The sequence below is a fragment of the Methanosarcina sp. WWM596 genome (assembly GCF_000969965.1).
GTDB lineage: Archaea > Halobacteriota > Methanosarcinia > Methanosarcinales > Methanosarcinaceae > Methanosarcina.
In genome coordinates this window covers 3,168,786-3,184,243 of the sequence record NZ_CP009503.1, presented here as the reverse complement: position 1 = coordinate 3,184,243, position 15,458 = coordinate 3,168,786, and the positions used below count along the sequence as shown (strand labels likewise).

General features: G+C 36.1%; 10 protein-coding genes and 1 CRISPR repeat array. All 10 genes read left to right on the top strand.

Translation table 11 applies throughout. The features are described 5' to 3' along the window. The 10 genes from MSWHS_RS14045 (at position 1) to MSWHS_RS13995 (ending at position 15,191) form a co-directional block, all read left to right on the top strand. Positions 1–513: a metal-binding protein gene (locus MSWHS_RS14045; protein ID WP_048129186.1), complete on the top strand. Its 513-nt coding sequence runs from the start codon at positions 1–3 to the stop codon at positions 511–513. 280 nt (positions 514–793) lie between these two features. Then, positions 794–4,576: a CRISPR direct-repeat array (repeat unit 37 nt; unit sequence ATTCGTGAGCAAGATCCACTAAAACAAGGATTGAAAC). A gap of 29 nt (positions 4,577–4,605) precedes the next feature. Continuing rightward, complete coding sequence (locus MSWHS_RS21740; RefSeq protein WP_255353734.1) at positions 4,606–5,046, top strand: reverse transcriptase domain-containing protein; 441 nt, start codon at positions 4,606–4,608, stop codon at positions 5,044–5,046. A 276-nt stretch (positions 5,047–5,322) separates the two neighbouring features. Continuing rightward, positions 5,323–5,997: a CRISPR-associated endonuclease Cas6 gene (locus tag MSWHS_RS14030; protein ID WP_048159232.1), complete on the top strand. Its 675-nt coding sequence runs from the start codon at positions 5,323–5,325 to the stop codon at positions 5,995–5,997. Positions 5,998–6,036: 39 nt separating this feature from the next. Next, on the top strand, positions 6,037–7,239 hold the full coding sequence (locus MSWHS_RS14025; protein WP_048159230.1) for a hypothetical protein: 1,203 nt from the start codon (positions 6,037–6,039) through the stop codon (positions 7,237–7,239). Positions 7,240–7,251: 12 nt separating this feature from the next. After that, the gene (locus tag MSWHS_RS14020; RefSeq protein ID WP_048159229.1) at positions 7,252–8,892 is read left to right on the top strand and encodes a hypothetical protein; all 1,641 of its coding nucleotides are present in this window, start codon (positions 7,252–7,254) and stop codon (positions 8,890–8,892) included. Then, a complete protein-coding gene (locus MSWHS_RS14015) occupies positions 8,889–9,566 on the top strand; it encodes an RAMP superfamily CRISPR-associated protein (protein ID WP_048159228.1) in 678 nt (225 codons plus the stop codon). The genes MSWHS_RS14020 and MSWHS_RS14015 overlap by 4 nt, the downstream gene beginning before the upstream one ends. Further along, positions 9,563–11,146: a hypothetical protein gene (locus tag MSWHS_RS14010; RefSeq protein ID WP_048159226.1), complete on the top strand. Its 1,584-nt coding sequence runs from the start codon at positions 9,563–9,565 to the stop codon at positions 11,144–11,146. The genes MSWHS_RS14015 and MSWHS_RS14010 overlap by 4 nt, the downstream gene beginning before the upstream one ends. Beyond that, positions 11,139–12,626 (top strand): RAMP superfamily CRISPR-associated protein, encoded by a 1,488-nt coding sequence (locus MSWHS_RS14005; RefSeq protein ID WP_048159224.1) that lies wholly within the window; start codon positions 11,139–11,141, stop codon positions 12,624–12,626. Before MSWHS_RS14010 ends, MSWHS_RS14005 begins: the two co-directional genes overlap by 8 nt. Then, on the top strand, positions 12,595–13,161 hold the full coding sequence (gene csx19 / locus MSWHS_RS14000) for a CRISPR-associated protein Csx19 (RefSeq protein WP_052722734.1): 567 nt from the start codon (positions 12,595–12,597) through the stop codon (positions 13,159–13,161). The genes MSWHS_RS14005 and csx19 overlap by 32 nt, the downstream gene beginning before the upstream one ends. Further along, a complete protein-coding gene (locus MSWHS_RS13995) occupies positions 13,161–15,191 on the top strand; it encodes a TIGR03986 family CRISPR-associated RAMP protein (protein WP_048159223.1) in 2,031 nt (676 codons plus the stop codon). Before csx19 ends, MSWHS_RS13995 begins: the two co-directional genes overlap by 1 nt. Positions 15,192–15,458: the final 267 nt, after the last annotated feature.

Sequence of the window (15,458 nt, the reverse complement as noted above, 5' to 3'; positions counted from 1 at the left end):
ATGCCCAATGGAAAAACTCACACAAAAATAAACATCATATTGCTGTTTGGTATATTGCTAGGTTTACATACGCACTATATAAAATCGCATATTCCACTGGAATATCTTGAATTTGATACTATTGCAATATTTTCATTTGCACTCCTATTCGGAACATATTATCTCAGTCCCGATCTTGATACCAAAAGCGAGCCCTTCAAAAGATGGGGAATCCTCAAATACATCTGGTGGCCTTACCAAAAAATATTCAAGCACCGTGGGAAACTGCACCATCCATTATCAGGTCCCATCATAATAATTTCAACCGTAAGTTTATTCATCATAGCACCTGTTGTCAAGTTTTTCGACCTCGACATAAATCAAATCCCAACAAAATATTTGATATCATTATTATCCGGAATTGTTGTCTCTATAGAAGCACATATAATTGCGGATATGATATACACCAAAGTAAAAATAAAATCCACAAAAATAAAAAAGAAACTGAAAAATATTCACACCAGCAGACCGTAAAAATAAAATAAATCAGCTGTCAATTCATTTTCAATGAATTATCTTCCACTGATCATTATGTACTCTAATGTAACAGGGAAATCAGCGGAAAAAGTCAAGAAATATATATGAAAACATCTTAACTCCTAGTAAGTACATAGATTGCTTTCCCTGAATATCTGCGTTTGAGGAGTTTTTCTTGTATTTATAAAGGGTTTGATAATTTTCCAGCAAGAATTCAAGTCCCAAAAAAGAGGTGATTTTAAGCCTTTTCTGGCGTAATAACGGAAATTTTTGCCCTATTCGTGAGCAAGATCCACTAAAACAAGGATTGAAACGTTTCTGCCGGAATCTGTTTTAATTTTGTTAAGGCTCATTCGTGAGCAAGATCCACTAAAACAAGGATTGAAACACCTCAAATAAGGTTTTAATTATCCATAGGTAGGTTAATTCGTGAGCAAGATCCACTAAAACAAGGATTGAAACTCCATGATGCCCTCCGTGACTGTGATGTCCAAAGCATTCGTGAGCAAGATCCACTAAAACAAGGATTGAAACTAAATTTCCTCCCCCTCTACATAATTTGGGGGAACATTCGTGAGCAAGATCCACTAAAACAAGGATTGAAACTTTATTGTTTTTTTCTTTCTTTGTAAGTTCTAATTATTCGTGAGCAAGATCCACTAAAACAAGGATTGAAACTATGAAAGTGAGCCGCCCTTTTCTCTGAAAGTGGTTGCTATTCGTGAGCAAGATCCACTAAAACAAGGATTGAAACTCCGGTTGCCTCAAAAACAGTTTTGGATGAAATTACATTCGTGAGCAAGATCCACTAAAACAAGGATTGAAACCAATCTCCATGTTTGACAGATCTACTGTTAGGAAAATTCGTGAGCAAGATCCACTAAAACAAGGATTGAAACCGGCAGGCAGGACACGAGAAGAAGTCAGGGCATATGATTCGTGAGCAAGATCCACTAAAACAAGGATTGAAACTTACAGTGCCCCCGCCACTCCCATCCACTTCCTCCCATTCGTGAGCAAGATCCACTAAAACAAGGATTGAAACACCCACCTATCGAGATCACAACAGGCATAAAACGCAATTCGTGAGCAAGATCCACTAAAACAAGGATTGAAACACAGTTTAAGCTTCTCAGTTACCGGTTCTTCGTCACATTCGTGAGCAAGATCCACTAAAACAAGGATTGAAACTCCAACCGGGGAGTATAATGAATTAGCTGAGATCTTGTTATTCGTGAGCAAGATCCACTAAAACAAGGATTGAAACTATACACATAATGTCCATTCGGATCTACCTCAAAGATTCGTGAGCAAGATCCACTAAAACAAGGATTGAAACTTGCCGTGGAAACAGTGCGCTACGAAGCAAAGGTATTCGTGAGCAAGATCCACTAAAACAAGGATTGAAACATGATGCTCTTGATAGGGTATTAGAAGATTATGAGTATTCGTGAGCAAGATCCACTAAAACAAGGATTGAAACTTATCTCGGAATTTTGGAAGGCTTTTAAAACGGCATTCGTGAGCAAGATCCACTAAAACAAGGATTGAAACCCAGGTCGATGACTGTAAACCCTTTTGAGAGGTCTATGTATTCGTGAGCAAGATCCACTAAAACAAGGATTGAAACAAATCGCTATCGGCTAAAAGCTGCTATGCGTTTTGTATTCGTGAGCAAGATCCACTAAAACAAGGATTGAAACTTATCTCGGAATTTTGGAAGGCTTTTAAAACGGCATTCGTGAGCAAGATCCACTAAAACAAGGATTGAAACCCAGGTCGATGACTGTAAACCCTTTTGAGAGGTCTATGTATTCGTGAGCAAGATCCACTAAAACAAGGATTGAAACAAATCGCTATCGGCTAAAAGCTGCTATGCGTTTTGTATTCGTGAGCAAGATCCACTAAAACAAGGATTGAAACTGTTCTCTCCGGTGCTCCCCGTGGCTTCGTAATTATATTCGTGAGCAAGATCCACTAAAACAAGGATTGAAACCATATGTGCATCCGACCGTTAATTCGGAGTACATGACATTCGTGAGCAAGATCCACTAAAACAAGGATTGAAACCATATGTGCATCCGACCGTTAATTCGGAGTACATGACATTCGTGAGCAAGATCCACTAAAACAAGGATTGAAACGTAATCGATCCCGGCGTTATGACTCTGGTGAAGTAATTCGTGAGCAAGATCCACTAAAACAAGGATTGAAACGCAACTGCCTGTTTAAGTTCCTCATCTGCATCTTTCCATTCGTGAGCAAGATCCACTAAAACAAGGATTGAAACTACATTGAATTTCATCCATAATTCCGTTTAGTTCCATTCGTGAGCAAGATCCACTAAAACAAGGATTGAAACTGTATTTGTATTCGCCTTCTGATTTTTTCTTTGTAATTCGTGAGCAAGATCCACTAAAACAAGGATTGAAACTTTTTTCATACAGAATTATCTCGGCAGATTTGATTATTCGTGAGCAAGATCCACTAAAACAAGGATTGAAACCAAAGGTGGTTTTTGAAGACGGGGCAGTCCTGAAACTATTCGTGAGCAAGATCCACTAAAACAAGGATTGAAACCCCACGCATCTCGATCAGTGGCGATATAATGCCCAATTCGTGAGCAAGATCCACTAAAACAAGGATTGAAACGTAAGCACCTCAGCCCCTCTAATCTAGACATAAAGATTCGTGAGCAAGATCCACTAAAACAAGGATTGAAACTGAATCCCTGGACATCCCCAGCTTTGTTATAAAACAATTCGTGAGCAAGATCCACTAAAACAAGGATTGAAACTAAAAATAATTAATAATCATCATAAAAAGGCGTAATAATTCGTGAGCAAGATCCACTAAAACAAGGATTGAAACAACGGTCCTTCCTTCGCAGGAGATGACGGAAGAAGTCTATTCGTGAGCAAGATCCACTAAAACAAGGATTGAAACGAACTCATTGAATCTGCAAAGAAGACAAAAGAGGAATTCGTGAGCAAGATCCACTAAAACAAGGATTGAAACATAAATACGTTGACCAGGAAACACATGAAACTGTATTCGTGAGCAAGATCCACTAAAACAAGGATTGAAACTTAAATGCATAATGACCTATCATATCACAGTCTTCAGATTCGTGAGCAAGATCCACTAAAACAAGGATTGAAACATCCTCCACTTTCTCATAAGTTGCCCGGAAAATATCTATTCGTGAGCAAGATCCACTAAAACAAGGATTGAAACATTATAGAGTTGTAAGTAATGATATTCTTCTGATCATTCGTGAGCAAGATCCACTAAAACAAGGATTGAAACTAAATATCCCCGTCGTACTTGTTAAGCGCATCTTATTCGTGAGCAAGATCCACTAAAACAAGGATTGAAACGCGATCGACTCTAATGCTAAAACTCTGCGCTCTTCGATTCGTGAGCAAGATCCACTAAAACAAGGATTGAAACCAGTATTTCTCTGTGAGATCATTTAAAGACGTTCTTATTCGTGAGCAAGATCCACTAAAACAAGGATTGAAACTACACAAGACCAATAATTACGAATGTTGAAACTAGGCATTCGTGAGCAAGATCCACTAAAACAAGGATTGAAACCATGTATGGTGTACTCAGTGCAAATGACGAAAATATATTCGTGAGCAAGATCCACTAAAACAAGGATTGAAACCATGCCCCGAATGCGGGGCGCGCTATTCGGTCAAATTATTCGTGAGCAAGATCCACTAAAACAAGGATTGAAACCTATAGTTTCGTTTACATACTATACCCTTATACTCGAAATTCGTGAGCAAGATCCACTAAAACAAGGATTGAAACTCTCGTCGATCTTGTTTTCTATTCGTGCCATACGACAATTCGTGAGCAAGATCCACTAAAACAAGGATCCACTAAAACAAGGATTGAAACTCTGAGTTTTTGCCTCAGTGAGTCCAGTTTCTTTTTATTCGTGAGCAAGATCCACTAAAACAAGGATTGAAACAAAGTGCTGGACGGATTTCATTATTATAGAATTCTTTAATTCGTGAGCAAGATCCACTAAAACAAGGATTGAAACATTTTTCAGTAACGGGCTCTTCATCAAATATAAGAATTCGTGAGAAAAAGCGGTTCGGAAAATATTCGAAAAAAGGACTGCTCCAGGGTGGAATAATTTCACCTCTTCTTGTAAACTTCTACCTGGACCAGTTCGACAACCATTGGGTTGAAATCGGGCTCAAGAATGTTGAATGGGAGTCAGTTGAGCACCTTGTGCGTTTTGCAGATGATTTTGTAGTCCTTTCAAAGGAATGGATCGATCCTGACAGGGTTGGGGCTTTTCTGGTTGAACTGAGCCTTGAACTGAACAAAGAAAAGACATATTTCGGGACTGCTGGGAATGGGTTTGAGTTCGTGGGCTTTTATTTTCAGGAAATTGTGGAGGAAAACGGGTCAGGGAGTATTATAAAGGTCATACCTACCGAGGGGTCCATTGAAAAGGTTATTGAGAGTATAAAGAGTGGATATGGCATAAATAAAGAGACTTAAGACGACAAAAATAAAATTTAGTCTCTGAATAATAGAATTAAAAATATATATAAAGTTATTGACCCCTGGGTGAACTACTGCAAACACACAGACTATGCTGCCGGGCTTGAAAGAATCAAGCAGAGTTTCAATAAAAATATCAAAAGATCTATTTTAATATATAGTATGTCATCCCATAAGTAGTAAAATCTTTTTATAAATATCAAAAACTATTTATGTTTAACTATAATAAATAAAATTGAAAAATGTATTTGTAAAAAATTCCAGATAGATATTATGAATCCTGAAAACATTAAACTCAAAACCCTTGAAATGACTTTTGAAGGAACAGAAGAATTCAGGGGAGATGCGAATCAGATTCGTGGTTTCTTTGCGTCAAAATTCAATGAATATGACCAGCTCCACAACCATAACACTGACAGTTTTTACTATCGTTACCCTCTAGTGCAGTACAAAGTCCTTGACAGGATACCTATCATAGTCGGCGTAAATGAAGGAGCAGAAATCTTGAAAGGTTTATTTGACAAATTTGATACGGTCACCCTTCCTCACGGAGACTTTGAAATCACTGAAAGGTCCATGAGGATCAAAAAACAGGACTTTGGCCTTACAAAAGGCATCTATTTCTACGAATTCCTGACACCCTGGCTTGCTCTCAACAAAGAAAATGAAGAAAAGTTTTTCGAGACCAGCAACTCTGGAGAGCAAAAGGAAATCCTCAGGAGGACTCTGATAGGAAACCTGCTTTCCATGTCAAAGACCTTCGGATATACGGTTCCTGATACCATAAAATGTGATGTAGATATGGAGCTCAGGCGTTCAAAGTACAAAGGGATGGATTTCATTTCTTTTAACGGCGGTTTTATGGCCAATTTTTTGATTCCAGATTTTTTGGGGATAGGAAAAGGGGTTGCTAAGGGGTTTGGGACTGTGAGGATGATTCGATTTTGATTGGAAATAGGGTACTGAAAGAAATGGAGGTAATACATCTTGAATGATATTAAAATAAATGAAGATGAATTAAAAAGATTTGACGATTATAGAAGTGAAAACTTAGTTTTACTGGTTGGTACAAATCCTTTACCAAATTATGTTGCTTGTCATTTGCTATCTAAACCTTCATCTCATATATTTTTTGTTTGTACGAAAGCAACTAACAAAATAGCTGACAACCTTATAAATGTACTTAAAATTGGGGAGGATAAATGGACTAAAATTCAAGTGGATGAATCGAATAGTAATAATATATATTCGAAAATAAGTAATCAGTTGGAAGGTAAACAATTAATTGGCCTAAACTATACAGGTGGGACAAAAGCTATGGCTGTCCATACATATAGGGCAGTTGAAGCAGTAGCTCCAGACTCTGTCTTTAGTTACCTTGATGCTCGTAGCCTTGAATTAGTTATTGATAAAAAAGATTGTTTATCTAAGAGAGTTCATACAAATACATCTGTAAAACCTAAACTTGAAGAATTGTTTAAACTACATGGATATTCTGTAAATTACAAAGAGCATATCTTCATGCCTGAGATGTGCAAGATTTTAGGAAATAATCTTTTTCAAGATTTTAGTGAATGGTGTGAAAAAAAATTAAGGTCCGATTCTTCCAAGTTGCGAAGCAACCAAGAACTTAAAAATGTAATTTTACCAGTTAACTCACCTTTTGAAGATCTAGTTATTTTTTGGGATGGTTGCAGTACTTTAGGTCAACTGACAGAAAAATGGAAGAAAGAAAATAAATGGAGAAAAAAAGTTAACGATTTGGCTAAGTGGTTAGAAGGTAAATGGTTAGAGGATTATACATTATTGTCCTTTCAGAAAATCTCTGATGAGTGTGATATTCATGATTCTATCCTGGGAGCTCAGTTTAATAACAATAAATTTGAGCTGGATGTAGCTGTCTTAAAAGGGTATGAATTATTCGTAACTTCTTGTACAACCACAAATAAAAAAGGGCTTATTAAACAGAAATTATTTGAAGCCTATGTCCGAGGCCAACAGTTAGGTGGTGATGAAGCAAAAATAGGGGTAGTGTGTTTTGCATCCGAAGAAAGTTCTGACGCAAGTCCTGAAATAATCCTGAAAGAAATCGAAAAAGAATGGCATTTGGAAAACAAGTTTCAAGTTTTTGGGGCAGAACATATTCCAGATCTTTCAACACACCTGAAAGAATGGTTAAACTCAAAATAAGAAGGTTTTTTCATGCAAGAATTTACAGTAACAGCCATAGATACAGTTGGAATTCAGGGATATATTTTTGGAAGTAATAATCTTAAACAAAACGTTGGTGCTTCTGGATTAGTTCATTTTGTTACACATGAATTAGTTTATGACGAACTAATAAAAATTGGCAATTCTAACATAGAAAGAATTGATACCGAATTAAAATATAAGATCGAACATAGTAAAATAATTGAAAGAGATTGCCTGAACTCAGAACTAATATATTCCGGGGGAGGAAACACAGTAATTTTATTTAAAAACCAGGAGCTTGCTAAAGAATTTACAAAATCATACACTAAAAAAGTTCTTCTAAATGCACCCGGTTTGCAACTAATTGTTGCTCATAGCAACTTCGAATGGGACAAAAACGATTTAGAAAAAAAAGTTAGGGAAACAATTCATCAAAAAATTACACAAAAAAAATCCAACCACGTTAACCCATCTTCACCTTCTGGAATTGGAGTAAATGCCAATTGTCAATACACAGGTCTACCAGCCTCAGAAACTATACAAGATGATGGAAAAGAAATTAGGATTTCAAGAGAAGTTTCTTCCAAACTGAATTTTTTCCGTGCTGCTAATAACCGGCTTTTGGATAACTTTCTCAATAAAGATAAAAGAGACACTAATTTAGATTTTGTATATAATGCTAATGAATTCGGTTCAAAAGATGAGTCTAGCTACATGGCTGTTGTTCATATAGATGGAAACGGAATGGGAAAGCGAATCAAAGAATATTCAGAAAAACATAAGAATGATAATCGCGAATACATTAATTCCATTCGTTCTCTTTCAAATTCTATTAAAGAAACAAGTGATAAAGCTGTAAGAACGACAATCTCTAAGTTGCTTGAATCTAGAGAATACAAAGATGGAAAATGTAAAATTGGAGGCATTGTAGAATTCCAAAATAAATTACCTTTTCGCCCGATAATCTACGGTGGCGACGATATAACTTTTGTTTGCGACGGAAGATTGGGACTAAATCTTTCGACATTTCTATTAAGGCAATTGACGGCCGAAGATAATAAGTTAAGTGATGGAGCTCCTATTTCTGCTAGAGCTGGAATAGCCATTGTAAAAACTCATTATCCGTTTTACCAGGCTATAAAGCTGGCAAATAATTTAGCAGAATCGGCTAAATCACATATAAATGAAATAGAAAAAAGTTCTTGTTCTGCGAATGGAAAAGTTTCTGCCATAGACTGGCACTTTGCATCTGGTGGAGTGGTTGAGAGCATTGATAATATTAGAGAGAGAGAATACACAGTCAAAGATGGCAAATTAAATATGAGACCATTAACCCTTAGAGGATCGACAAAGACAGAATGGCGCACCTGGGAAACTTTTTTAGATATAATATCAAAATTCAAGAGTAAAGAATGGGAGGGTAAACATAACAAAATAATGCACCTTAGGGACAATTTACGTGATGGTCCACAAGCTGTTGAACGATTCATAAATATGTATAAAAATTCCCTTCCTAAAGAAGAACCCCTCCCAAAAATCAAAAATAACGAAGGGTCTGATAAAACAGGTTGGATTGCCGATAGATGTACCTGTTTTGATGCAATCGAAGCTTTGGATTTTTTTGTTCAGCTTGAAGGGGGCAGAAAATGAAAACATTTCGGTTGAAGTTCACTACAAAAAGTGACTCAACTTTTGGTAAGGGAGATGGTTTAGCAGGATTAGTAGACGTAGAAGTAATGCATGATAAATATGGATTACCTTTTTTGAATGGGAGAACTTTGAAAGGTTTACTTCAAGAAGAGTGCGCAAACATCCTTTTTTCCTTAAAGGAACAAAATCTTGAAGTTGATTTACTGGAAGAATTTTATAAATCCGCACAGCATCTTTTTGGAAATCCAGGTAGTAGTGATTCGGACAAATCTATTCTTCATATAAGTAATGCAACTCTCCCAGAAGATTTAAAAAAATTGATCAAACACGAGCTACATAATAAAAAAATAAATAGTTCTGAAATACTTAATTCTTTAACTTCAATTCGCCGTCAAACTTCAATTGATGAAATTTCAGGAGCACCAAAGAAAGGAGCTCTGCGTTCAATGAGGGTTATACTTAGAGAAACACCATTTGAAGCGGAACTATCTTTTACAAAAGATCCTTCCGGTTTAGACTTACCCTTGCTAGCTGCCTGTGTAAAAGCTTTCAGGAAAGCTGGTACAGGTCGTAATCGTGGAAGGGGTAAACTTGTTTCTGTTCTTTGTGACGAAAATGGAACAAATATTAGTGAAAATCATTTTAAGAAATTTTGCGAGAAGGTGATGCTATGAAAGCATTAACTTTCAGTGTACAGTTGTTGGAACCTTTATTAGTAAACGATGTAGGTGGAGGAGATCCAAACAGTGCAGTAGGATTTGAATTTATTCCAGGAAGTGTAATAAGAGGGGCGTTAATAGGTAAATATTTGCAAGGAAAACAGAAGAGTTCAGTTGATGCAGAAGATTCTGAATTTAGAAAACTTTTTTTTGATGGAGAAGTACTTTTTCTAAATGGTTATCCCTTAAATAAAGATGGTAGTCGTTCGTTACCTACTCCGCTTTCATGGCATTTTGAAAAAGATGATCCTGAAAAAAGAATACATGATCTTACCTCTGAAGATTATTTAAGTGAAGAAATGAATTTTTCTGAAAGGAACTGGAAAAAAGTTACTGAACCTTTTTGTAATTTGTTTGAAGACGGCGAGGGAAAAGAAACTACTATATTATATCAGCCTTCAAACCAGGTTCAAATACATATCTTTCGTGCAAATAGGCAAAAAGGAACTGATACAGAAAGTACAATTAAGCAAAAAGAAACTGATAAAAAAAGTACAATTTTTCGTTATCAAGCACTGGAAGCAGGTCAAAATTTCTCCTGCGTTATATTAGCGAAAAATGAATCATGTTTTGAAAAAATTAAAGATTTATTAGAAGAAAGAGGAAACTTTAATTTTGGTAAATCACATCTTGCAGGCTATGGGCGTGTAAGGGTTTATGACATAAAAGTTTCTGATGACTGGGAAGAATATTCTGTTGTTGGAGATGAAGATGACGACAAAGTTGTGATTACTCTTTTAAGTGATGCTATTATCCGCGACAAGAACACTGGAGCATACTGTACTAACATCAATTCTGTTCTGGGTATGAAATCGGGCCCTTCTAACTTTGTTGGCACGAGGGTAAGAGGAGGTTTCAATAGAACATGGAACCTACCACTTCCTCAAGATTTGACTATCAAAGCTGGCAGTGTATTTATTTACAAAAAAAATTCAGAACTGCTAGATCTATTAGAAACCCTCAAAATTACGGGGATAGGGGAAAAAAGAGAAGAAGGATATGGAAGAATTGCTGTTAATTGGCATCGGGTAAATGAAATTAATACATTGGAAAATTCACCAAAATTACCCTCACCTACTAAAATAGAAGATCCAGACAGCCTGTATTTAGCTAAAAGAATTGTTGAAAGGATGACAAAAGAGAAGCTTGATCAAGCTTTAATTCAGGCAGCAAATCTGCTGGAGATAAAAGGAAACGTACCCAAAAAATCTCAACTGTCCCGTATGCGTGTAATAGTTCGCAGATCTTTGAAAGAAGATGATTTAAGCAAAGTTACCGAACACATAAGTAAAATGAAAGAGGCGGCTGAAAAACAGTTTCAAAATGCTCGGATTGAAAATAAATCACTGAAACAGTGGATTACAGAACTTATAGAAAACCCACGCATTGTTAGGGAAACGCTTCAAACTCATGAAGAAATACCACCGTTAGGAGAAATAAAACCAGAATTTAGTGATGAACTCGCTCGTGAATATGCTGCTCGTCTGATTGATTCTGTTCTGCACAAAGCATACAAGGAGGCAAAAGATGAATAATCCTCACTGGTTGGAAAGTCGTGAAATTGTAGAAAGGATCATTATTCGTGGAAACCTCATCTTGGAAACTCCTGCATATTTTGGATCCGGTGATCATGATGAAATTGTGGACATTTCATTAGATTTAGATCCTCTAGAAGGTCGGACTTTGCTAACAGGAGCATCTTTAGCTGGAGCTTTACGAAGTTACTTGCGAGAATGTGAACATGGGTTTGGAAAACAAGGGGACAAAAAATCCCTGTACATGAATCTTTTTGGCAATAATGAAAATGATGAAGGAGAGCAAAGTCTTCTTATCGTTAATGATTCTTTGGGTGAAAAACCAAAAATCGAATTAAGAGATGGGATAAAAATTGATGGTAAAACCCGAACTGCAATAGATAAAGGTAAATTTGATTTTGAATTGATCGAAGCAGGTACTTGTTTTCCTATTGAAATAGAATTACTTATCCCTAGGGAAGAAAAAAGAAAAGAAAAACTGCTTCTTAGTCTTGCTATTGCTTTACACGGACTGGAGAAGGGAGAAATTTCATTAGGTTTTCGTAAGCGAAGAGGTTTTGGTAGGTGCAGGGTAAAAAAGTGGAATGTATACAGGTATGACTTAACCACTCCCAAAGGATTGATTGGTTGGTTGAATCTGGATAAAAGGGAAGAAAAGAGTGGGCAGAATATTTTAACTTTGTTAGGTATAAGTGAATCGGAATTGTTGGATAAAAGATGTATATTCCAGATGGATGCTACTTTTTTGTTAGACGGTTCCATGATTATCAGGTCCGGATACGATGAAGTAAATGCTCCTGACACTGTACACCTTCATTCAAAAAGAAATAATAAATCAGTTCCTGTTTTAAGTGGTACCAGTTTAGCAGGAGCACTGCGAGCAAGAGCTCTTCGCATAGCAAATACAATACAAAACAGTACAACAACCAGTAAAGATAATAAAAAAGCCAGAGAAATGATAAACAATTTGTTTGGACCGGAGATTGAGAAAACTGAAGACAAAGCCTTTGCAAGTAAACTAATAACGGCTGAGACAGAAATAATAAATCCCCTGAAGCTTGTACAGCAACGTATCAAGATAGATCGTTTTACAGGCAGTTCTTTTCCGACCGCTCTTTTTGATGAACAACCAGTTTTTGAACAAAGTGGTACAAAAGTCAAATTAAAAGTGCAAATCCAAAAACCGGATAATGCTCAAATAGGGCTATTATTGCTCCTGTTGAAAGACCTCTGGACTAGAGACTTGCCGCTGGGCGGCGAAGCAAGTATTGGAAGAGGACGCCTAATCGGGCAGGAAGTAGAATTGTCCTACAAAATGGAAGGATCAAATTATCAGGAATGGAGATTAAAACAAAAATATAACGGAAAACTCGAAATTGTTGGAGACAGGGAAAAACTTGAGGATTTTGTAAACAATTTTGTAAGCAATTTTTCGGAGGAGATTCAGCATGGTACCAGAGATCTCAAAGCTAAAATGTGAAATAAATCCGAAAATCATTACTTCAGATTTTGAGGCTAATGTTCTAGGATGGTTGGAGAAACAGGCTAAAGATTATGAGCTAAAATGGTTGCTGGTTCATGCTGATGATGGCGTAATATGGGGTGAATTAAGAAATGATAAGCTTCATCTCTCATCAGATTTATTTGGGCCTAAATTGAGAACCAAAACCCTTCAGATGGCAAGATTGTTTGGTTTTAACGGGGAATTATTTGTCTGGAAAACAGACAATTGTATTTGGCAAGCTCGTTTAATTAAAGACCTCGAAGGAGATGATAACGAGTACTTTGACGAAACCATGCTCTTGTGGGGAACTAAGTATAAAAAGAGCAAGGATGGTTTTTACTTATGGGAACACGGATCAGAAGGATTACGTCATGCTCCACCAGTTAGTAAAAAAGAAGATTTGAAACTCAAAGTACGCCGTTATATCGATTACGATGAAGATGGTCAAGCATATGTAAACTTTAGCAGATTGGTATTTCTGGGAGCAAATGTTAGAGAAGAGGTGGCTTAATGATTCCCAAGCATTCAAATCCTAATTCTAAAAACCGTACATCTCATGCACCTTATAACTTTATACCTTTGCCTGAAAAAGTAGTAACTGTTGATAGTAACATAGACCAAGACGTTTATAGTACGAATCAGGAAGAACATACCATCCATACCGGATATATTGAATGTAAAATGACAACAGAAACCCCATTGTATATTCGTTGCCCTATGTCTATTTCCTTTTTCAGTGAACATGGAGATAAAAAATTCCACGAACTGGATGATGATCAAAAAAATGAACGTGCTCGATTTTTCCATCTGGAAAATAAAAACTGTCCTGTAATTCCTGGAAGTAGTTTACGTGGAATGGTTAGGACGTTAGTTGAGATTGCAGGTTACGGAAAAATGCAGTGGGTATCGGATAAAAATCTTGTATATCGTGCTGTTGGAGATACAAGTAGTCTAGGCGATTATTATCGGACCAAATTATTAGGAATAAATAAAATTAATGATGTAGAGAACAATAAAGAATATAAATACAATGCGAAATATTTGAAATATTTTTTTGATTACCCGTCAGAAAATGTTCGTGGTGGGTATTTGAAGAAAAAACAATCCAATTGGTACATACAACCAGCTCGTAAAATAAATGGTGAAACTTTTGTTCATATTGACTATAATGTTGCACAGACTGTTAACTGTGGAAAACGTAATTTTAAACAAGGTTACAATAAAAAAGACCTAGTTGAAATATTTATAAAACCTCCTAGAAACAGAGTAGTCCCTAAAAGATCAAATGAAAATTTAGCATTGAAACTTGCCATTGTTCACGAGAAATCAGATATAAGCCAAAATAAAAAAGAAGGTTTTGAAAAAGCTGTAATTGTACGCAGTGGGCATATGGGGGGTAAAACAGAAAAACACATGCACTGTGCAATTTATGAGGCAGATCCTGATGAAGAATTGATTTTAATTCCTAATCAAATCTGGTCACTTTATTCAGAAGACAAAGATATTCCCCGTGGAATCCCAAATCGCCCTTTAACTGAAGATGGAGACCCACTATTCTATCTTGTTGATGAAAATGAGAATCTGGTTTTTTTTGGTCCAACAATGATGTTTAGATTACCTTACGATAAATCAATTATTAGCTTCGTCCCAGAAGAATTGAGAAAAGAAGATGAAATAGATATTTCTGAAGCTATTTTTGGATACACTCATGAAAAGAATTCTTTGGCAGGAAGAGTTTCCTTTACAGATGCGCGAGTAGAATCAGCCAAAGAGGGGATATGGCTAACAGAAGAACCAATAACTCCAAAAATCCTCTCAGCTCCTAAACCAACATGTTTCCAACACTATTTAGTTCAAGATTTGAAACAAAAACATAATCCTAACAAAAAATCTGAATTAGCTCATTATGCCACACCTACCAATGAAACTGTAATTCGTGGTCACAAAATGTATTGGAACCGAGGTGAAATAAACTTAAAGGATATCAAAGAATCAGATGATGAAAATATTGAAAATTCTAAATCTCATACTAAAATTAAACCCATAAAGCCTGGAGTTACTTTTTCATTCCGCATCTATTTTGAAAATCTAAGGGATTTTGAGCTTGGAGCTATTTTGTGGGTTCTTACACTTCCCGGTGAAAAGGGAACAGAGTATCGTCATAAACTAGGGATGGGAAAACCCTATGGTATGGGTACTGTTAAAATAGAATCTGAACTTTACAAAACACAAAGGACTGAAAGATATCAGAAGTTATTTGAAAAAGACTCGTGGTTTGAAGCTGTAAAAAAGGTACCCAATGAATCAAGGAACAGTTTAATTAAAACTTTTGAAAAATACGTATTGAATCAGATTGATGAAGAAGAAAATCAGCTTAACAAAGTTGAGAGGATAAAAATGCTTCTTAAGATGATGGAATGGATGGGGCCTAACACTGATTTAACAAAGTATCTTCAGATCAATCCCGTTAATGAATATAAAAAACGCCCAGTGTTACCTGACCCATTAAATATCAGTCCACTTCAAAATAGGCGGATTTAATCCAAAAACTTGTGATGTTCTAGCTTGATATTTTCATTTATCCTTTTTAAATCAATGCTAGATATACCTTTCAGATAATCACTTTAATAACCATTAGTCTGATTATCGGTCTTTTTATTTTTTAAAATTACTGTGTATATTATACTTTTTGGTGCTAAAATACTAAGATGTTGTCAAACTTCTGGAATAAAAAAGTATTACAGATTGAATTTCAAACTCTTGCGAGAGGAGGAGTAATGCACACCTAAAGGGTATTTTCTTGATTCT